Origin of the sequence: Spirosoma luteum DSM 19990 (assembly GCF_000374065.1) — a bacterium.
Lineage (GTDB): Bacteria > Bacteroidota > Bacteroidia > Cytophagales > Spirosomataceae > Spirosoma > Spirosoma luteum.
In genome coordinates this window covers 44,818-64,994 of the sequence record NZ_KB893252.1, presented here as the reverse complement: position 1 = coordinate 64,994, position 20,177 = coordinate 44,818, and the positions used below count along the sequence as shown (strand labels likewise).

19 protein-coding genes and 1 pseudogene are annotated in these 20,177 nt (G+C 52.0%); 14 read left to right on the top strand and 6 right to left on the bottom strand.

Annotated elements, in window-relative coordinates; genetic code table 11:
• Positions 1-27 precede the first annotated feature (27 nt).
• The 4 genes from B156_RS0110515 to B156_RS0110505 all read left to right on the top strand — a co-directional run bounded on the left by B156_RS0110515 (position 28) and on the right by B156_RS0110505 (position 2,782).
• Positions 28-1,692, top strand: a complete 1,665-nt coding sequence (locus B156_RS0110515) for an amino acid permease (RefSeq protein ID WP_018619660.1) — start codon at positions 28-30, stop codon at positions 1,690-1,692.
• A 45-nt stretch (positions 1,693-1,737) separates the two neighbouring features.
• Complete coding sequence (locus tag B156_RS0110510; RefSeq protein WP_018619659.1) at positions 1,738-1,959, top strand: hypothetical protein; 222 nt, start codon at positions 1,738-1,740, stop codon at positions 1,957-1,959.
• 252 nt (positions 1,960-2,211) lie between these two features.
• On the top strand, positions 2,212-2,439 hold the full coding sequence (locus B156_RS31330) for a hypothetical protein (RefSeq protein ID WP_157626993.1): 228 nt from the start codon (positions 2,212-2,214) through the stop codon (positions 2,437-2,439).
• Positions 2,414-2,782, top strand: a complete 369-nt coding sequence (locus B156_RS0110505; protein ID WP_018619658.1) for a type II toxin-antitoxin system PemK/MazF family toxin — start codon at positions 2,414-2,416, stop codon at positions 2,780-2,782. Before B156_RS31330 ends, B156_RS0110505 begins: the two co-directional genes overlap by 26 nt.
• A gap of 139 nt (positions 2,783-2,921) precedes the next feature.
• On the opposite strand, the gene B156_RS32140 is transcribed toward B156_RS0110505, so the two are convergent.
• Positions 2,922-3,080 (bottom strand): class I SAM-dependent methyltransferase, encoded by a 159-nt coding sequence (locus B156_RS32140; protein ID WP_018619657.1) that lies wholly within the window; start codon positions 3,078-3,080, stop codon positions 2,922-2,924.
• On the opposite strand from B156_RS32140, the gene B156_RS0110495 reads away from it, so the two are divergent.
• The 4 genes and pseudogenes from B156_RS0110495 to B156_RS0110480 all read left to right on the top strand — a co-directional run bounded on the left by B156_RS0110495 (position 3,079) and on the right by B156_RS0110480 (position 10,124).
• On the top strand, positions 3,079-3,438 hold the full coding sequence (locus tag B156_RS0110495; RefSeq protein WP_211211224.1) for a Rossmann-fold NAD(P)-binding domain-containing protein: 360 nt from the start codon (positions 3,079-3,081) through the stop codon (positions 3,436-3,438). The two genes, B156_RS32140 and B156_RS0110495, sit on opposite strands and share 2 nt — an antisense overlap.
• A 440-nt stretch (positions 3,439-3,878) precedes the next feature.
• A pseudogene (locus B156_RS30270) lies at positions 3,879-7,064 on the top strand (SusC/RagA family TonB-linked outer membrane protein).
• An 11-nt stretch (positions 7,065-7,075) separates the two neighbouring features.
• On the top strand, positions 7,076-8,539 hold the full coding sequence (locus B156_RS0110485) for a RagB/SusD family nutrient uptake outer membrane protein (RefSeq protein ID WP_018619653.1): 1,464 nt from the start codon (positions 7,076-7,078) through the stop codon (positions 8,537-8,539).
• A 154-nt stretch (positions 8,540-8,693) separates the two neighbouring features.
• On the top strand, positions 8,694-10,124 hold the full coding sequence (locus B156_RS0110480) for a glycoside hydrolase family 30 protein (protein ID WP_018619652.1): 1,431 nt from the start codon (positions 8,694-8,696) through the stop codon (positions 10,122-10,124).
• Positions 10,125-10,198: 74 nt separating this feature from the next.
• Here the strand turns inward: B156_RS0110480 and B156_RS0110475 are convergent, their stop codons facing one another.
• Positions 10,199-10,930 carry a class I SAM-dependent methyltransferase gene (locus tag B156_RS0110475; protein ID WP_018619651.1) on the bottom strand — a complete coding sequence of 244 codons (732 nt, stop codon included), beginning with the start codon at positions 10,928-10,930 and terminating at the stop codon, positions 10,199-10,201.
• A gap of 75 nt (positions 10,931-11,005) precedes the next feature.
• On the opposite strand from B156_RS0110475, the gene B156_RS0110470 reads away from it, so the two are divergent.
• From B156_RS0110470 to B156_RS0110450, 4 genes are all read left to right on the top strand, one after another.
• Complete coding sequence (locus tag B156_RS0110470) at positions 11,006-11,458, top strand: phage holin family protein (RefSeq protein WP_018619649.1); 453 nt, start codon at positions 11,006-11,008, stop codon at positions 11,456-11,458.
• Positions 11,459-11,855: 397 nt separating this feature from the next.
• Positions 11,856-13,274, top strand: a complete 1,419-nt coding sequence (locus tag B156_RS0110460; protein WP_018619647.1) for a vanadium-dependent haloperoxidase — start codon at positions 11,856-11,858, stop codon at positions 13,272-13,274.
• 427 nt (positions 13,275-13,701) lie between these two features.
• Positions 13,702-14,013 (top strand): hypothetical protein, encoded by a 312-nt coding sequence (locus tag B156_RS0110455; protein ID WP_018619646.1) that lies wholly within the window; start codon positions 13,702-13,704, stop codon positions 14,011-14,013.
• A gap of 102 nt (positions 14,014-14,115) precedes the next feature.
• Entirely contained in the window at positions 14,116-14,565 is a 450-nt protein-coding gene (locus B156_RS0110450) for a response regulator (RefSeq protein WP_018619645.1), read from the top strand.
• Between the two features lie 200 nt (positions 14,566-14,765).
• Here B156_RS0110450 and B156_RS0110445 read toward each other — a convergent pair whose 3' ends face one another.
• The 4 genes from B156_RS0110445 to B156_RS32580 all read right to left on the bottom strand — a co-directional run bounded on the left by B156_RS0110445 (position 14,766) and on the right by B156_RS32580 (position 17,667).
• Entirely contained in the window at positions 14,766-15,431 is a 666-nt protein-coding gene (locus B156_RS0110445; protein ID WP_018619644.1) for a zinc metallopeptidase, read from the bottom strand.
• Between the two features lie 151 nt (positions 15,432-15,582).
• The gene (gene rfaE2 / locus B156_RS0110440; protein ID WP_018619643.1) at positions 15,583-16,062 is read right to left on the bottom strand and encodes a D-glycero-beta-D-manno-heptose 1-phosphate adenylyltransferase; all 480 of its coding nucleotides are present in this window, start codon (positions 16,060-16,062) and stop codon (positions 15,583-15,585) included.
• An 8-nt stretch (positions 16,063-16,070) separates the two neighbouring features.
• Positions 16,071-17,123 carry a lysylphosphatidylglycerol synthase transmembrane domain-containing protein gene (locus tag B156_RS0110435; RefSeq protein WP_018619642.1) on the bottom strand — a complete coding sequence of 351 codons (1,053 nt, stop codon included), beginning with the start codon at positions 17,121-17,123 and terminating at the stop codon, positions 16,071-16,073.
• Between the two features lie 403 nt (positions 17,124-17,526).
• On the bottom strand, positions 17,527-17,667 hold the full coding sequence (locus B156_RS32580; protein WP_157626990.1) for a transposase: 141 nt from the start codon (positions 17,665-17,667) through the stop codon (positions 17,527-17,529).
• A gap of 475 nt (positions 17,668-18,142) precedes the next feature.
• Here B156_RS32580 and B156_RS0110425 point away from each other — a divergent pair, with 475 nt between their 5' ends.
• Together B156_RS0110425 and B156_RS0110415 are read left to right on the top strand one after the other, a co-directional pair.
• Positions 18,143-18,802, top strand: a complete 660-nt coding sequence (locus B156_RS0110425; protein ID WP_018619641.1) for a DUF6766 family protein — start codon at positions 18,143-18,145, stop codon at positions 18,800-18,802.
• A gap of 370 nt (positions 18,803-19,172) precedes the next feature.
• Positions 19,173-20,168: a type I phosphomannose isomerase catalytic subunit gene (locus tag B156_RS0110415; protein WP_018619640.1), complete on the top strand. Its 996-nt coding sequence runs from the start codon at positions 19,173-19,175 to the stop codon at positions 20,166-20,168.
• Positions 20,169-20,177 lie beyond the last annotated feature (9 nt).

Sequence of the window (20,177 nt, the reverse complement as noted above, 5' to 3'; positions counted from 1 at the left end):
TAAACGTTGGTTTTTCGCCATTTCCCTATGTCTCTATTTCGTAAAAAGACCGTAACTCAAATCCTGAGAGATGCTGAAGCCGGTGAATCGGGTAAGCTAGTCAAAACACTGGGTGTCCGCGATTTAACGTCGTTCGGTATTGCAGCTATTATTGGTGCCGGTATCTTCAGTACCATCGGTATTGCCAGTTATAACGGTGGTCCGGCGGTATCGCTGCTGTTCGTGTTTACGGCGATTGCCTGCGTGTTTACGGCCCTGAGTTACGCGCAGTTTGCCAGTACGGTTCCCGTAAGTGGCAGTGCTTATACCTACGCGTACGTGGCGTTCGGCGAAATTTTTGCCTGGGTCATCGGCTGGGCACTCATCCTGGAGTATGCCGTTAGCAACATGGTGGTCGCCATCTCGTGGTCGGAGTATTTCACGTCCATGCTGAGCGGATTCGGGATTACCTTTCCCAAATACTTTGCCACTGATTACGGGTCGGCCTCCCGCGCCTTCGACCTGGTCCAGCAAACTACACAGGCGGGTACGGCCCTGAGCACGCTGCCCGAAAGTACCCGGGTTCTGGCCGACGCTTACGCCAATGCCCCGATGTTGGGCGACCTTAAACTGATTGCCAACCTACCCGCCGGTGCCATAACCGTACTAATTACAGCGCTGGTGTATATCGGTATCAAGGAATCGCGCACGGCGAGTAACATTCTGGTGGTGCTTAAACTGGCCGTTATCGGGCTGGTCATCGGGGTAGGGGCCTTTTATGTGAAACCGGCCAACTGGTCGCCGTTTGCACCGAACGGGGTATCCGGCGTATTGAGTGGGGTTGCTTCGGTCTTTTTCGCCTTCATTGGGTTCGACTCGATCTCCACCACTGCCGAAGAATGCAAAAATCCCCAGCGCGATTTGCCCCGTGCCATGTTGTACTGCCTGGCCATTTGCACCGTGCTGTATGTGCTGATTACGCTGGTGCTGACCGGTATGGTCAACTACAGCGAATTGAATGTGAGTGACCCCCTTGCCTATGTGTTTACGAAAGTAAACCTCGACTTTGTGGCGGGCGTCATTTCGGTCAGCGCCGTCGTGGCGATAACGAGTGCGTTGCTGGTGTACCAGCTGGGGCAACCGCGTATCTGGATGACCATGAGCCGCGACGGGCTGTTATGGAAACGGTTTTCCCGGATTCACCCCACCTACAAGACGCCTTCCTTCGCGACGATTGTAACGGGTTTTCTGGTGGCTATTCCCTCCCTGTTTATGGATTTGAATTTCTTCGTGGACCTGACCAGCGTCGGGACATTTTTTGCGTTTATCCTCGTTTGCGGGGGCATTCTGTTCCTGGATGCCAAAGGATTGACGGCGCAGTCGAAGTTTAAAGTGCCCTATATCAACGGCAAGTACATCATTGGGGTGGTGTTGCTGGCGGTATCAGCCTACGCCCTGACGACGGGGGACCTATTGCAAACATTGGAAAGTAAGCCCCTTCTGTTTGTATTCTGGGGCGTGTGGCTAATACTGGCCGTGCAGGGTTTCCGGTACAATTTCTCGCTGTTGCCGGTCATTGGTGTCCTGACCAATCTGTACCTGATGACGGAGCTGGGCGCCAGCAACTGGCTTATTTTCGTTGCCTGGCTGGTCATTGGACTGGCTATCTACTTCTCGTACGGTTTCCGAAAAAGTAAACTGGCCGGCCAGTAGAACGTTGCTGAGGGGTACGCATGTTACAGTAAAAACGACAAACCAATGAAAGTTACCATTGAAGTTGAGGATCAACGCAAATTGGAAACGCTTATAGAATGGCTTCGGGAGAACAAGTTTCTGGACGAAATTACGGTGAATCCAACGAAGTCAGCTATTACAAAAGGGGACAAAAGCATTGACCCAACAGCACTGTTCGGAATATGGAAGGACAATCCAAGAACTCTGGAAGAAATCCGTAAAGATGCCTGGCGTGACGGACTATGATTCTTTGCGATACTAATATATTCATCCATGCTTTCAACCAGCATCAGCCAACAATTGACGCATTGGAAGTTATAGGCTTTGCCGATATAGCCCTTTCGTTAATTTCTGTTATGGAATTGTATAACTGTTCTATATAATTCTGGTAATGAAATAGGTGGTTAGTCACCTGCTTCTTCTTCAGTTTTCCGAAAGAATAAGCTGGCCGGGCAGTAAGTTTTTATGTAAATTTGATAGACTATTAATTCTGATGCTATGGAAGCAGCACAATACACGGCTCAATCATTTTATGCGGCTTATCGCCAATTACCAGTAGATGCCCAGCTTGCATTTCGAAATCTACTAGACAAAGAGTCAGAGATAGAAGGGTACACAAATGCCGAATGGTTATCTTTAACTGATCCTGTCTTGCGTAACCTTTGGGAAGCTCCTGAAGAGGACTATTGGGACGAATTATATGCCAAGCAACATCCTAGGGACTGATTTTATTCAGGGAAGCATTGTCTGGGCGCTTTATCCGCTTACAGATAAAATTGACAAAGCTAAACGAAGACCTGTATTGATTATAAGCAACAGGTATTCTAATGATCTGGATAACGACTACATTGTTCTGCCCATAACCAAAGCGGTTCGCTCAGAATCATTTTCGATTATTATTGAACCCCACGAAGTGGAAGGAGACTTGCCAGTTAGAAGCGAACTTCGATGTAATAAACCATTTACTTTACGAAGCAGTCTGATTATAGAAATTATAGGTTTATTAGACCAAAATCAGCTTGAGCAGGCGGTTCAACTCATGAATGAGGCTGTTAAGGTTGTGAGTTAACAATAGCAGGTGTCAATCGAAGTAGGTAGTGTTTTTGTTTTGCCTTACCTTCCGAAAAACATGATGTGCTGCTGCGGTAGCCGGTCGTCGTTTTTCAGGAGTTTCAGGCCCACTGCTTTCATTTTCTTAGTTGCCTGTGCTACGCTAATTTATGCAGTTCCTTGATGAGTACGTTCGGGTCTTCGGCCCGGTACTCGACCAGTACGATCCGTCCGCCCGGTTTGAGGGCCTCCACCAGGTGCTGCATCATTTCTAGGGGATACGAAAACTCGTGGTACGCATCAATCATAATGGCCATGTCGATGCGGCTGGTATCCAGCTTCGGGTCCGATTCCGTACTGAGGATGGGGGTTACGTTAGCGATGGTAGGCGCTTATCTGCCCCCTGGTGAATTAGCGCGCCATGAGCGGTTTGCGGATGCTTTTGCCCGGTACGAACAACTCATACGCCCTTATGTTGAATCGGTGCAACAGCTGCCACCCAGTGTGCCTCATCTACTCTACCCAACCACCGCCACCGGAGTAGCTATCATTAATAAACTGGCTGACCTTGCAGCCAGTAAAGTAGTCAAAAAGGTCCTTACGCGTTTTAGACCGTCTACTGTCCAGGACGAAACGCAACTAAATGGAATCGAGTTGCCCCGCTACGGCTTTTAGCTCTCCTGGCAGCAGGCTCGACTCCGTAGCCGGGTTTTTGCCCAACAGAATAGCCGACACCTGCCGATAAGACCTGATCCTCTACGGATAGTCTCCCTGCCTATGGGTAGGGAATAGAAGTACGGTCAGTTGATAGCTTTGCTCAATAGCCTTCTTCAGCCCCATAGTACCCGCTAAATTTCCCGGTTTGTTGAGCAGGGGCTGCTGCCAGCCTCGCAGGGTTATCGTGCCTTCGTATAACCTTACCCGTGCGTTAGTGAGCCATACGAACTACTTCCTGCACCCGCGTACGGACGATGTAGAGCGGGCGAATTCCTGTTTCCATACTAAACTAAAAACAGGGGACCATTACCTTATTATCTCCCCATTTGGGTGGGCCATTTCAATTTTTCGTGCGTATAGAAAAGCAAAAATGGCGAAGTCCAGCTGCCCGACGGTACATGCCGCTGGGTAACCTCAGGCCATCGTACAGTAAGTTTTTAACGCGTACCAACTCTTATGAATCAACGACTATGAAAAACAAATGGAAACGAAATGAACTGGTCCGGGCATTCCTACGCGTGAGTTTAAGTCAACTCATGCTGCTGATGGCTCTTCTGGGAGGGGCCCTGGCGCAGACGGTGACAGGAAAGGTAACCAGCGATAATGGAGAAGCCTTACCGGGGGTAAATGTGGTGCTCAGAGGAACCGGTACAGGTGTCAGTACGGATGTGAATGGAAATTACAGCATCAACGCGCCCAATGGCAATGCGGTATTGGTATTCAGCTACATTGGCTTTACTACCCAGGAAATCCCCCTGAATGGGCGTACGACCCTCAACGTTACTCTGGGAACCGATGTCCATGCCCTATCCGAAGTGGTTGTGGTTGGCTATGGTACGCAGCGACGGCAGGAGCTGACTACGGCGGTGACCTCCGTTAGCAGTCGGGCTATTGAGCGCCAACCCGTAGCGGGTTTTGATCAGGCGCTGCAGGGGCAGGCTCCGGGCATTCAGATAACAGCCCCCACCGGGCAACCAGGAGCAGGCATCAACGTACGAATCCGGGGTAATAACTCCATTAGCCTGACAAATTCACCCTTATACGTCATTGACGGGGTACAGATTTTGCCAACGTACGATCAGGAGCTGGGCATAGGCAACCAGCGGCCTAACCCGCTCAACAGCATCAACCCCAACGATATTGAATCCATCGACGTATTGAAAGACGGTGCTGCTGCGGCTATTTACGGGTTACGGGCCTCTAATGGCGTTGTGGTGATTACCACCAAGCGGGGCAGAGCCGGTAAAGCGCAGGTTGGTCTAAGCGTATATTACGGCGTTCAGCAGCTGCGCCGGAAAATTCCGGTGCTGAATGCCCGTCAGTTTGCCGAGTACTTTAACGAGGCCCAGGTGGCGGCCGGTAACCCACCCGCGTTCAGCAACCTCGACTCCATTCCGTATAACACCGACTGGCAGGATGCCATTTACCGGCTGGGGCCCATTCAAAACTACCAGATAAGCCTGAGCGGGGGCAACGAACGGACGAAATATTACATCTCGGGTGGGTACTTTAATCAGACGGGCATTATGCTCAATTCCGGGTTTAACCGCTACAGTTTCAAGCTCAACCTGGATCAGTAAATGAGTACCCGTTTTCGGGCCGGTACCAGCCTGACCCTGAGCCGTACGTACAACAATACAAGTGTGCGGAGTGAACTTGGCCTGCAGAACTCAGGCACCGTTCTGGGTGCTCTGGCGCAGATTCCAACCATCCCCATCCGCAACCCGAACGGCAGCTATGGGATCAACCCGTTCCAGCAGCTGGATAACCCCGTTGGTAACTTACTGGAAACGCACAATGCAGCTACCATCTACCAGGTTATTGGGAACCTGTACGGGGAGTTCGACATCCTGAAAAATCTAACGCTGCGCAGTGCCCTGAGTCTGGACTTTCGTACGCAGCTGGAAAATCAATTCATCAGTCGCAACTACCCTGGTACGCAAAATGCCAGCCCGGCTACCCGTGGCAGTGCCCGCACCGGCACCAACCAGCAGAGCATCTGGCTCTGGGAAAACACGCTGACATATAATCCGGACTTAGGCGACAAACACGGCCTTACGCTGCTGGCCGGGCAATCCGTTCAGGCATCGGATCGATTCACCTCCAGTGCGTCTGTAACCGGTTTTCCGTCGAATGCAGTGCCGTATCTGTCGGCCGGTACGCAGTTTACGCAGCCGTCGAGCTATCAGGATCAGTGGGGCCTGATGAGCTATTTCGTCCGGGCTATTTACAATTATCAGGAGCGTTATCTAGCTACGCTGAGCTTGCGGGCCGATGGCTCCAGCCGGTTTGCAGCGGGCAATCGGTTCGGGTATTTCCCGGCGATATCGCTGGGCTGGCGAATTTCCAGGGAAGGTTTCTTTCCGCAAACCAGGCTGCTGGGCGAAACAAAACTTCGACTCAGCTACGGGGCCAACGGAAACCAGGAAATTGGTGCTTATCAGCGGTTCAGTACGTATGGATCGGGCTACAATTATGCCGGAACCAGCGGCATTCAGGGCGGTATTGCGCCCTCGCAGATCGGTAACAACCAATTGCGCTGGGAAACAACCGGGCAGTATAATGCGGGCTTAGATGCCTCACTCATTAACAACCGGGTTACCTTAACGTTCGATGCGTATCTGAAACGCACCACGAACCTGCTGACCAATGTACCCCTGCCTTATAATGCGGGCGCCCAGTCGCCCCAGATCATTCAAAACGTAGGGACGGTCCAGAATAAAGGCATTGAAGTAGGCATCAACAGTACGAACATCCAGGGACAGGAAGGCGGCTTCAACTGGACAACAAATTTTAATTTTAGCCTGAATCGGAACGAGGTGGTAGACCTCGGAACGCTTCGGAATGAACAGGGCCAGGCGGTGAACCGAACCATCATCGGTACGTACACCATCACGCAGAAAGGCGCTCCGCTCGGTTCCTTCTATGGCTATGTAGTACAGGGCATCTTTCAGTCGGCAAGCGAAATTGCCCAGGCGGCCAGCCAGCCGAATAACCCCAAACCAGGCGATATTCGGTTCGCTGACCTAAATCAGGACGGCGTTATCAACGCCAATGACCGGACCATTATTGGCAACCCCAATCCGAAGTTTTTCGCGGGGCTGACAAACACGCTAACGTACAAAGGCGTTGAATTGAGTCTGTTCTTTCAGGGTAGTTACGGGAATGACATCTTCAACCAGAACCGAGTCAATATTGAGGGCATGGCTGATCCCTTCAATCAGACCACGCGCGTACTTAACCGCTGGCGACCCGACAATACCAATACGGATATACCCCGGGCAGTGCGGTACGACCCAAACCAGAATAACCGATTCTCGACCCGGTTTGTGGAAAGTGGCACCTATACCCGGCTCAAAAACCTGACGATTGCGTATAACCTGCCCGCCAAGACCCTGCAACGGGCAAAAATCACCAGTGTCCGGATCTACCTGACGGGCCAGAACCTGCTCACCTTTACCAACTATACCGGCTACGACCCCGAAGTGAGTGCCGACCCCTTCTCGTCGGTTGGTTTCGGGCGCGATTACGGCGTATATCCGCAAGCCCGTACCTACACCGCTGGCATCAACTTCAACTTCTAATTCAGGCTACCATGAAAAAAATAACCCTGTTTTTTATCCCCTTCCTGATGCTGGCCGGTTGTGATGTACTCGAAAAAAATCCATTGCCCAGCATTACGCCCGAGAATTTCTTTCAAAACGCCGACGACGCTGAATCGGCCCTTACAGCTGCCTACGATGCCTTGCAGCAGGCCGGCACCTACGGCCAGGATCTGAATGTGGTGGGCGAAATGCCGTCTGATAACTGCACCAGTACCAATGGCGATGTGAATGCGCTGGAACGTATCATCTGGACACCCCAGACGGGGCAGGTAGGAAGTATTTTTCAGGCCAGCTACATTGGTATCAACCGGGCCAATGTGGTACTGAATTACGTACCTGGCATAGCCATGGATACCGTTCGGCGCAGTCAAATTCTGGGCGAAGCCTATTTCCTGCGGGCGCTGCACTACTTTAATCTGGTGCGCCTGTATGGCGGATTGCCGCTGCGGCTTGAGCCGACAGAATCGGGAGAAAGCAGTACGGTTGTTATGGCCCGGTCGTCGGTCGAGCAGGTATATGCTCAGATTGTCAGCGACCTGCAGCAGGCCGAGCAGCGAACGGCCAGTACGTTCGGGAGCCAGGCGGCCAACCGGACGCGGGTAATCAAAACGGCAGTCAATGCCCTACAGACCAGGGTATTTCTGACGCAGCAACGGTGGGCCGAAGCCATAACCGCAGCCAATAAGGTTCTGACCAGCAATTTGTACCAGCTCATGCCCTCGTTTAATGATCTGTTTCCGCCTGAGAATAAAATAGAATCAATTTTTGAGGTTCAGTTTGCCGGTACCGCCGATGGGGGCTTCATTCTGCCCGACCTAATTCTGCCATCGCCCCCGGCAACCTATTCATTTCCCAAATTCAACATCCCAACCCCGGAACTGCTGGCCTATGCCGATACGCTCAACGACCGCCGGTGGCGATTCACGGGTGAGGTTACCCAGGCGGGGCGCAATCATGCCAGCTTTGTAATGGCCAGATCAACCAACGCCAACGATAATGGTCCTTTTGTCTATAAATGGCGGAGCAACCCCAACGCATTTAACAGTCCGGATAACTACTACGTCCTGCGGCTAGCGGATGTGATGCTGATGTATGCTGAAGCGTCTAACGAGCAAAATGGGCCCAATCAGGATGCACTCAACAAGCTGAATACAATTCGAGCAAGGGCGGGGTTGTCAGCGTTGGCTTTGTCGGACGTAGCTACGCAGCAGGCATTCCGTAACGAAGTTGACCGGCAACGGCGGTTAGAGTTAGCGTTTGAAGGCGAGCGGTGGTTCGACCTGCTCCGATACGCCCGTCAAACGCTGGCTAATCCGACCCAGATTCATCCGGTTACGGCGTTGGATATTATTCAGCAGGTGCGCGGTAGCCGGGATGTGAATTACCTTCTGTTCCCGTTTCCGCAGACGGAGATTAACAATAACTCGTTGCTACAACAAAATCCGGGGTATTAGTGCAACTACAGCAGTACGTTAAGGAAGCATGTTCCGGAGTAGGTTGCTACGCTTCCTGCCTGCTGAATGTAGGGATTCGTTTGGGTAGAGACAGCATAAAACTGTCTCTATCATTTTGTTGTACTCTATTTCTTTTATTACTTGATACAGTATCATGAAGCTCTGTCTTAAAAAGAAAGCTGTAAGAAACCTGTTGTTGCTGGCAAGCCTGTTTATAGGTATAGGTTCGCAACAGCAAGGTCTATGTCAGGGCCGGGCGAAACAGGTGGAGGTTTGGCTTACCAATCCTGACCGGTCGGCGTTGTTCGAAAAGCAACCAACGACGCTGTCTTTCGGTACAGCCTCCACCCGTAATCCAACCATTGATGTGGATGACGCAAAAACCTTCCAGACCATCGATGGCTTTGGCTACACCTTAACTGGTGGCAGTGCAATGCTCATCAACCGCATGGACGCTAACGCCCGGGCGGCCTTACTGCGGGAGTTGTTTGCCATAGACGGGAACAACATCGGCGTTAGCTATCTACGGGTAAGCATTGGCGCGTCGGATCTGGACGATCATGTTTTCTCCTACGATGATCTGCCCCAGGGCCAGACGGACCTGGACATGGCAAAATTCAGTTTAGCCCCTGATCGGGCTGATCTTATTCCGGTGCTGAAACAGATTCTTATTCTTAATCCGGCCGTTAAAATTCTGGGTTCGCCCTGGTCGCCACCAACCTGGATGAAAACAAATAATAGCTCAAAAGGAGGGAGCTTAAAGCCCGAATTTTATGATGCCTATGCCCGCTATTTTGTAAAATACATTCAGGGCATGAAAGCCGAAGGCATTCGGATTGATGCCATCACGATTCAGAACGAACCGCTTCATCCCGGCAATAACCCCAGTCTATTGATGCTTCCTGCGGAACAGGCCACCTTTATCAAAACCAGTTTAGGTCCGGCCTTTAAGTCGGCTGGCATTGATACAAAGATTCTCCTTTACGACCATAACGCCGACCGGCCCGATTACCCCCTTACAATCCTGAATGACAAGGAAGCCAGGAAGTATGTAGATGGCTCCGCCTTTCATTTATACGCAGGGCCGATTACCGCGTTAACGCAGGTGCACAACGCGCACCCGGACAAGAATATTTACTTTACCGAGCAATGGATTGGTGCTCCCGGTAACCTGCGAGGAGACTTGGCCTGGCACGTAAAAACCCTGATTATTGGGGCAACCCGTAACTGGAGCCGTACGGTTCTGGAGTGGAATTTAGCGGCCGATCCGAAGCAGGAACCGCATACGGTGGGCGGTTGCGATAAATGCCTGGGTGCCATCACGATTGATGGGAATGCGGTAACGCGCAATCCGGCTTACTACAATGTGGCGGTTGCCTCAAAATTCGTCCGGCCGGGGTCTGTTCGTATTGCGTCGAACACCACAGAAACACTCCCCAATGTGGCGTTTAAAACCCCCACTGGCGGCCACGTGCTGATTGTGCTGAACACGAGCCAGTTACCCCAAACGTTTAGCATCCGCTACAGGAACAAACTGGTAAGCATAACCCTGAAAGACGGCGCTGTGGGAACGTATGTCTGGTGATAGTTGGGCTTAGATACGACAGGGTCTTTAACGAAAGGGTAAGACCCCCGTTTTTTTCGAAAGGTCAGGAGATCTCACTTCCCAAAAAACATAATGTGTTGCTGGGGCAGCCGGTCGTCGTTTTTCAGGAGTTTAAGGCCCACTGCTTTCATTTCTTTGGTGGCCTGCGCTACGCTTAATTTATGCAGTTCTTTAATGGGTACGTTCGGGTCTTCGGCGCGGTACTCCACTAATACAATCTGTCCGTTCGGTTTGAGAGCCGATACCAGGTGCTGCATCATTTCTCGGGGGTACGAGAATTCGTGGTACGCGTCAATCATAATCGCCATATTGATGCTGCTGGCATCCAGCTTCGGGTCCGATTCGGTGCTGAGTACGGGGGTTACATTGGTCACCTTCCGTTTCGTTTTTCCCTGGTTCAGGTAGGTAATCATTTCGGGTTGGATATCCACCGCCAGGACTTTGCCCTGCGGCACTTTCGGGGCTATCTGAAACGTAAGAAAGCCGGTTCCGGCACCGATATCCGCTACCACATCGGTGGGTTTCAGGGCAAGAGCTTTCAATAGTAAATCGGTGCGTTCTTCCTGTTCCCGCTCCGGACGGTCGAGCCACGACGCGCCGAGATGACCCATCACATGCGCGATTTCGCGACCCATGTACCGCTTGCCAATACCATCCCGACTGGCATCCGTGAATTCGTACACCGACGATGAATCGGTGGGTTGGGTGGTGGCAGGTGCCTGTTGCGAAGCCCCCCGGCAGGAGATAAACAGGAATGTAATGAGTAGTATCAGAATACGAGACATGACCATTGGGTTTGTATTCAGTATAAACCATCGTGACCCAAAACAGTTGTCTAAAAGAACCATTTACCCCTGTTTATGAATCTCATCCTACATGTATTGCTCGATGCCGCCGTTATTTTTGGTCTGGCGTATTTTCTGCCCCAGATTGACGTTAAAAGCTTTGGCACAGCCATTGTTATCGCACTGGTGCTTGGTTTGCTCAACTTTCTGGTTGGCTGGGTCATTCGCTTTCCGCTCAACCTGGTCACGTTCTTTCTGCTGACAGGAATTGTGCGCATCATTGTCACGGCCTTGCTGCTCAAGCTGATTGACCGGTTCATGGATAGTTTTACCATCGTTGGCTTCTGGCCCGCCCTGGTTATCGCGGTTTCTGTTGCCATTGCCGGGATGCTCATCGACCGCTCAGCACCCACGCCCGAAATGGTGGAGTCTGGGTACGAGGCTTTCATCAAGATGGGCCAAACGGATCGGTCTGCAGGTACAACCGCATACGTGCTTGCTGTAGCATACGGAGAATCCGATATGTGATGTATGCTGCAAAAAGACGGCCGTGTGCCGCCTAATGAAGGTTCCTGTCAATTCAGGAGGGAAACCGAATGAAAGCAGTAAAACAGCCTGACCGACCCAAAATGCCCTGTGCGTTTTGGGTCGGTTGTTTTTTCAAGCTATCCAAAGCCGATAATTATCGTTCAGGTTACTGGCTTGAACCAACACTGCGGGGCAGTTCAATGGTATTCTCTACGTAGTCAGGTAAATTTATTTGGCCCTTCAGTTGAAATTATTTCATTGATAGTCAATGGCTTGTAATACTAACTTGGTCAGCGGTAATCAGCCCAACTACGTCATTTGGTAAAAATTATTTATTTTCATTACAACCGCTAAGCGGTATCAGTGGTCGTAGCCAACAGTACAGCTGTCAATTTCTATGCGTCATTTCGCTTTACCTGTTCAGTCCTCTTCCTGGAGAAAAGCTGGCCGGAGTGTCGTTGGGCTATTTATAGCCAGTTTCCTGGTGTACAGTTGCCAGTCGCCCGCCGAGCCCGAGCCAGACCCGGACCCGGTTTTTCCGGTTGGTCGGGCAGTAGCTTCCTATCCTTCCGATCTGGCCGTGCAGTGGGGACGTATGGCCCTGCGCGTTACGGCCGCTACACCCGCCAACACACCTACCTATGCCTCACGGGCGTTTAGCTATATTGGCCTGACTATGTACGAGACAGCGGTTTATGGCATGCCAGGCTACCGGTCGATGGTCCGGCAACTGAGCGGCCTCAGCAAACTGCCACTCCCGCAAACCGACAGCGTGTACAACTGGCCGCTGGCGCTCAATGCGGGGCAGGCCTTTCTGCTCAAAAACATCTACAGCCATGCACCGCTTTCGGCCCGCTTCTCAGTCGACTCCCTGGAGAACGCCATGCAGCAGGCCTATGGCGATACCGTTAATCGGGCGGTCGTCGTGCGATCGGTAGCGTTTGGGCAGGCGGTAGCGTCGGCCATTTACGCGTGGTCGAAGGAGGACGGCGGTCACGAAAGCTACCAGAATACTTTCCCAACGGATTACCAGCTACCCAACACCCCTGGCTCGTGGGTAGCCCCTACCGATGGGCAGGTAGCAATTGCGCGGGCACTGCACCCCCGCTGGGGTAGCAACCGAACCTTTGCCCCGGCCAATAGCCGGATGCCACCCCCCCGGCCCGAATCCTACTCGACTAATCTGAACTCGGGTTATTACAAACAGTACAAAGCCGTTTACGACAAAAGCAGAACCCTGACCCAGTCTGAGAAAGAAGCGGCACTATGGTGGGCCGACGACCCCAGCCAGACCTTTACACCCCCCGGTCATTCGTACTACATAGCTACCCTGGCGGTAACCACGACCAGGGCTAATCTGGCGCAGGCAGCCGAAGCTTACGCCCGCACGGGCATGGCCGTAGCCGATGCGTTTATCTGCTGTTTCAAAACTAAATATACGTACCACAACGAGCGGCCCTCGTCGTTTATCCGGGCCAATATTGACCGGACCTGGATTCCCTTCTGGCCCGAACCCCCCTTTCCGGCCTTCTCGTCGGGTCACTCCACCCAGGGGGCAGCCGCTGCCGCCGTCCTGACCGATTTGTTCGGGTCATCGGTTCGGTTTGTCGACGATGCGCACGTTAACCGGCCCCGCGATGCCTTCCGCAACGTGGGGTATCCCGCCCGGGTTTTCCATTCGTTCCAGGAGGCCGCCGAAGAGTCGGGCTGGTCGCGGATACTGGGCGGTATTCATACCCAGCAGGATAACGAAACCGGGCTGCGCGAGGGGCGTAACATTGGTGAACACATTAACCAGCTGGGTTGGGAAAAGTAGCCTTCGGGAACGGGGCTGGCTTAGAAACTCTATTTTCGAAGGCTATTTAACAGAAAGGCTGTGCCAGTTATCACCCCAAAAACGTAACAGCCGGTTAAAAAACGCCTACCGAAGTGGGCGCCGTAAAACTGAAGTCAGGTTGTACCGTTGTGTGCTTACCCGGCGCGAAACGGTCGCTATCCGGTTACTAGCCAGCCAGGGTTCTGCTTGATTCCCTCTGGGTTGTTACGTATCCAATCTTCAGAAGCTGTTTGAGTTAATCGCTTCGTAAACACCCACGCGGGGTCCCTGCTACCACGGCAAACCAGAGGACAACACGACCGTTGACCTTCCCTGTCCGGCGTAACCCGCTAGCGGGTTGTGGACCCATTGCCTAACAAGTTTAAGTAACGGGATGATTACCCTGACGTCTCGGGGTTAACAAGGCATGAAATTCTTCCTTCCTTTGGCATCTGATGCCAGCCAGACCGAACGCGTTTACAACCGAATTATAGATCGGCTGCAAAGTATAGGATGCGCGATAACTGCCGCCCGGATCTACAAGGTTATCTACCGGAGGGAGGGTAGAATAGTTAGCGATGCGGTTGGCGCTGCGGCCGATAATGGGGAGATTGTACTGGCTATATTCCGCAATGATGTCGGTTATTTTATCTGTACCTACAGTTGCGGGGCCGTTTGGGGCGAACCAATCATTGCCCGCCACCCTATGGTTGAAGAAGTAGAGTATTTTGACGACTGATCCAGCCCAAGCAACGTAAACAAAGCGTCTGCATCAACACTGGCTCTTCAGGGAGGTCGCGTGAAAGGACGTTACTATTGACGATGAAAAGAGATGAGAGCTATGGCCTATCAGCAACTTAATCAATCGAAAATTGGAAAGAAAACCATCTTAAGCATCGAGGATAATGCGGATGAATGGTTCATTATTCGCTGGACCCTCGTCCAGCTATTCCCCGGTGCTAATCTGGTTTGGCAGTCAGACGCCAGTCAGGCAAAGGATTACCTGGCTGCCTGTCTGCAACCGGAGAAAAGCCTGCCCGACTTAATTCTGGTCGATCTGTACCTACCCACTCCAGAAGCAGGCTTAGAGATACTGGAAGCACTTAAGTCGCAGCCAGTATACCAGCAAATCCCAACGGTAGTTCTCAGTCGCTCAAGCGACCAGAACGACATTACCGATACGTTCGACCGTTCGGCTAACTCATACATTATCAAACCAACCACGTATAAAGAATGGGTAGAGGGGTTAGTCATGCTTCGTACGTATTGGGCTGATTCGTGTGTTTCTTAGCAAAGTGCCCGTTTTCCGGTACCCAGCTGTGATGGAAGTCGGTTGGGAGCTTATCGACACCCGAACGGAACAGAGGCAAGCCCGGTCGGCACGTACCGGGCGCTGAGTGGAGGCTGGGCGTACCAGTCGATGCCCCTGTCAGGCAAAAAGCCGCATCAGGACTGATGCGGCTTTTTGCCTGGTAAGCGATACAGGAAAGGTTAGTCGCTCCGGCGACCGCCCATCAGGAGGCTGGCGTAATAAAGTAACGTAGCCAGCGAGCCAAGGGCGGCTACAACGTAGGTCATGGCGGCCCACCAGAGGGCGTCTTTGGCAAACCCATATTCGCGTTCATTCACGACGTTGTTGGTCTGAATCCAGGCCAGTGCCCGGCGGCTGGCATCGAACTCAACGGGCAGGGTGATGAACGAAAACAGCGTAGTCAGGGCAAACAGGCCAACGCCAATGGCCAGCGGGATGGGTGTCGTCTGCAACAGCAGAATACCACCCAGCAGGATCCACTGCATGTAGCGGGACGAAAATGATAGCGCCGGTACCATCGCCGAACGCAGTTTGAGCGGAGCATAAGCCACCTGATGCTGCACCGCGTGGCCACACTCGTGGGAGGCTACCGCAGCGGCCGCCACACTGCGACCGTAATAAACATCGGCACTGAGGTTCACCGTTTTTTCTTCCGGGTTATAGTGGTCCGTGAGCATACCCTCTACCGACACGACCCGCACATCATAAATGCCATTCTGGTTCAGCATCATCTTGGCTATTTCGGCACCACTCATGCCGTTGCTCAGGCCAACCTGAGCGTATTCATTAAACTTACTCCGCAGGCGCCAGCTTACAAAAGCACTGGCCCCGAAGATGAGAATCATTATTACCCAAATCATCGTATGTTAGTCAGGTTTATGGTTTAATTGAACAACCCGTACAAGGGGGCCGTCAGTAGTAAAACAACAGTTTCGGCGAAAAGTATCCCGGTCAAGGTACCATTTATCAAGACCGGACACCATTTAAACAGACAAGTCAGTAACTCTGTTTGATTCGCTCGATGAGTTTGGTGGTCGAATACCCCGGCACCAGCGCAATCGTCTCGACGCGCCCCCCCCGACCCAGTACGAAGTCGGCCCCAACGATGGTGTTCACAGTATAATCGTCTCCCTTCACCAGTATATCGGGCCGGATGGCCTCGATCAATTCGAGCGGAGTGGGTTCGCCAAAGAACGTAACCACATCCACAAAGGCAAGGGCGGCCATCAGTCGGGCGCGGGCGTACTCGTTCACCACAGGGCGATTGGGGCCTTTAATACAGCTAACCGAGGCATCCGTATTCAGGCCCAGGATCAGGCGGTCACCCAGCTGGCGGGCTTTTTCGAGGTAGTCGATGTGGCCCAGGTGAATGATGTCGAAGCAGCCATTGGTAAAAACCAGTTGCTGCCCCTCGGCCCGCCACTGGTTTGCCTGATGAACAGCCTGCTCATGCGTGAGAATTTTAGATTCGGTCATAACGATAATTACTGCTCTATCCTGATTGCTTTCGGGTCGTCGAGTACATCGGGCAGGTCCGTCTTTTTATTGCGTCGGAATAGGACGAACAGCAGGGATGATACCCCCAGGATGATAATCATCAGGGTCGAAACGCCGTGAATAAACGTGGCCAGAATCTGCCCGTCCTGACTGGTTAGCCCGTACAGAATGGCTACCTGTCCCACCAGCAGGTGAAACGACCCAATTCCTCCCGGCGTGGGCGCAGCCATCCCCAGCGATCCTACCACCAGAATTGTCAATCCGGCCAGCGCACCCAGATTGGCCGTGGAGGGCATCGCAAAAAACAGACAGTAGGACATCAGGAAATACATACCCCAGATGAGAAACGTGTGGAACACGAACAGTCCGGGTTTCCGTATTTTCCGAACACTCAACAGCCCTTCCAGTAACCCTTTGGTAAAGCCGCTTATTTTTTGGTAAAGCGGGTGCCGACCGAGGGCTTCCCGGTACCGGTTGAACAAAAACCAGCCCAGCAATGCCAGCCCCAGCAATACCACACCGACCAGCAGCAGCAACCCCGAACCGCTGGAGCCTTTGGGGAGTTTTCCACCCAGAAACTCCATGAAAAACTGACTAAGCCGGTCAAACTCCAGCACGAACGTAGCCCCCAGCAGGAGTATCAGCATCAGCAGGTCAAACAGGCGTTCGGCTACCACAGTACCAAAACTCACATTGACGGGTACGCCTGTCAACCGATATAAGGTGCCACACCGGGCTACTTCTCCCGCGCGGGGCAGGGCCAGGTTGGCCAGGTATCCCGTTAGCACACTAGCCGTTGTATCGAGTGAATCGGGTCGCTGCGGTACGACAGGTTCCAGCAGAACACGCCACCGTTCGGCCCGGCTCCAGTGGGCCACGATGGTAAACAGGCACGATAGCAGCACCCACCGGTAATCGGCCGCGCTGATTTTTTTCCACAGATCGGCCGCGTCGAGGTGGCTTTGCTGGAAGGTAAACCAAAGGAGTCCGCCGGCAATGGCCAGAGAAACGAGGTACTTAAGGATATTTTTGAGATTCATCGATTCAGAAGGCGGTCAGAAAGCCGCGTGTAGAAAACCAATTATTGGGTCGTAAAGCCATACTTCATACCCTAACGTCGATACAAAGTAACGCAGTTTCCCGTAAACACTGGTTACCGTTCCTTCAGAAATGGCGTTACCGGGATTGAATAGCCCTGGTCAGGTCTTTTACTGCCCGGATTGGTACGCCTGGCATGACGGTGCTGTTTTAGTACGATAACGTGAGTACGGGTGGATTACCCAACGCATTGACAGCCGCGTGAATTTTGGTGCTCCAGCCGCCAACCGATTGGCCTAAGCACTCGCTGGCAGGATCATTTTTTTTTGACCCGATGCGTGCTGATGCGCCCGCACGATGGTCGAATCAATCATCAGCCAATCGAAGTCGGGTTCTTGCAAACGCTCAAAAACCTGTTGCCAAATGCCCGCTTTGGCCCATCGTCTGAATCGGCGGTAGGCCGAGTTCCAGCCGGGCCGCCGGTGCGGGCCCGAAGCGTTCGGGCAAATCGCGCCAGGGGGCTCCGCTCCGACCAATCCAAAGCACTGCATTGATAAACAGGCGATTATCATGGCCACTTCATCCCACATCCCTTACCTTCCCAGGCAGCAATTCACTAATTTTAGCCCATTGCTGGTCGGTAATTTCGTAACGTCTCATGGGCTAAAGTTGCGAACTTGTCTTTTATATACCTAATTGTCCCCGTCCCCTAGTGGCCTACCATTTTTATGATAACAAGCCCTGTGTTTTTGTCGCTAATTCCCATAACTAATCCCGTACTCACGTTAACTAATAGTTGACGGGGCAAGGCCAAACCCTTTTGCTGGTTTATCCGGCCTCTTTCGGACAAAAACTATTCCTGTTGATTGTCGTTAGGACATACACCAACGAAACGTTCCAATTACTGTGCGGACCTGTTTACTGTCTACTGTACTGGTTGATTACCGTACGAGCTGATATAGGCTTATGCTTTACTGACTTTCGGGCAACCCAACAACCTAGTATTTTCCTGCCATAGACAATGAAGAAGTTCCTGTATGAAAATGGCCTTACTTTACTACTTGTATTGATTACGCTGCTGACCTTGGCGGGCCAGATTGTAGTGGGCTGGCATGAGTTCAATAATGAGCTAAGTGACTACGGCCGGGCTCCGCTCGTTTTCAGTGCTTATCTGATCAGTGGCCATTGTATAGAAGCGGTCTTCGAAAACTGGGAGAGTGAATTTTTACAGATGGGCCTGTATGTGATACTGACGGTATCGCTCCGGCAGAAAGGCTCTTCCGAATCCAAAAGCCTGTATGAGCCTGAAGAAGTGGATCGGCAGCCTTCGCCAACGCGCAAGGGTGCTCCCTGGCCCGTTCGGCGCGGAGGCTGGGTGCTGAAACTGTACCAGAATTCACTTAGTCTTGCTTATTTTCTACTTTTTGGCCTTTCCTTCTTCCTGCATGCCGTTGGTGGTGTTAAGGAGTACAATACCGAACAGGCCCTAAAAGGTAAATCGGAGGTACTCTCGTTGTGGCAATTTCTGGGAACGTCAGAGTTCTGGTTTCAATCGCTGCAAAACTGGCAGAGTGAATTTTTGTCGGTACTGTCCATCGTGGTATTATCTATTTTCCTGCGCCAGCAGGGTTCGCCTGAATCCAAGCCGGTTGATGCGCCCGACTCGGAAACGGGTGAGTAATCAACCGATGCGTATCACTCAGTACCCAAACTATTGTCAAGGTACCCCCGGTAAATACATTCGTTTTGTAGCCCGTTCTCTGGCTTAGTTAACCCGTTCGCGCTCAGCGCATTTTTGCAGGTATTGTCAGTTTGGGTTATACAAAAGGCATTGTTAGCTTTCTTCCGCAAATCGGTATACCTATACGCCCATTGACTACGAAGGATGAGTCTGGTCAGTTGAAAAACAAATTGACGTTTTAGGAAAAAGCCCCGATAGCCCGATCCAGAAAGGTTATCAACCAACAATTGCCCTATCTTGCCGGTTTATGGGTTGTTGCTAATCTGTCATCTTTTCAATTATCCGGGCCGCCGGTCGGTTCCTTTTTTCTATGCTGTATCCGCTGATATTCGAGCCTATTTTTAAAGATAAAATCTGGGGTGGTCAAAAAATAAAGACCGTTCTCGATAAAGACTTTTCTTCCGGACCGGATGGTCCACTTTCCAATTGTGGCGAAACCTGGGAAGTATCCGATGTGGAGGGCAACGTGTCGGTTGTGAAAGAAGGCAGCCTGATTGGGAAATCACTGCGCGAACTGGTGGAGCAGTACAAAGGCGACCTGGTTGGGCAGCACGTTTATGAAAAATATGGTGACCGGTTTCCGCTGCTGGTCAAGTTCATCGATGCCAATGACGACCTGTCCATCCAGGTTCACCCGGATGATGAACTGGCCGAAAAGCGCAAAAGTGGATTCGGTAAAACCGAAATGTGGTACATCATGCAGGCCGACGAAGGAGCAAAACTCAACGCGGGCTTCAACCGGGAAGTGACCAAAGAGGAATACGTAAAAGCAGTGGCTGACAACACGATTCAGGACCTGCTCAACATCGAAGAAGCCCATCCCGGCGATGTGTTTTTTCTGCCCGCCGGTCGGGTCCATTACATTGGTAAGGGGCTGTTGCTGGCCGAAATTCAGCAAACGTCCGATACCACCTACCGGATTTACGACTTCGACCGGGTGGATGCCACCACCGGGCAGAAACGCGAACTGCACACCGAACTGGCCGTTGACGCTATCGACTATCAGCATTACGACCAGTACAAAACGGCGTATGAGCGTACCCAAAACGAGACCGTCAATGCCGTAACGAGTGACTATTTCGTGACGAACATTTTGAATTTCAACCAGGAAGTAGAGCACGACTACACGCACATCGACTCGTTCGTTATTCTCATCTGCGTATCGGGGGCACTCACGGTTGAGGCACCGGGCGGATACAGCGTACCCCTAACGATGGGGCAGTGTGTCCTGATTCCGGCGTCTGTCAACAACGTCACCCTGGTTCCCGATGGCGACATGACCGTGCTGGAAACGTACGTACCCTGATCGTAATTT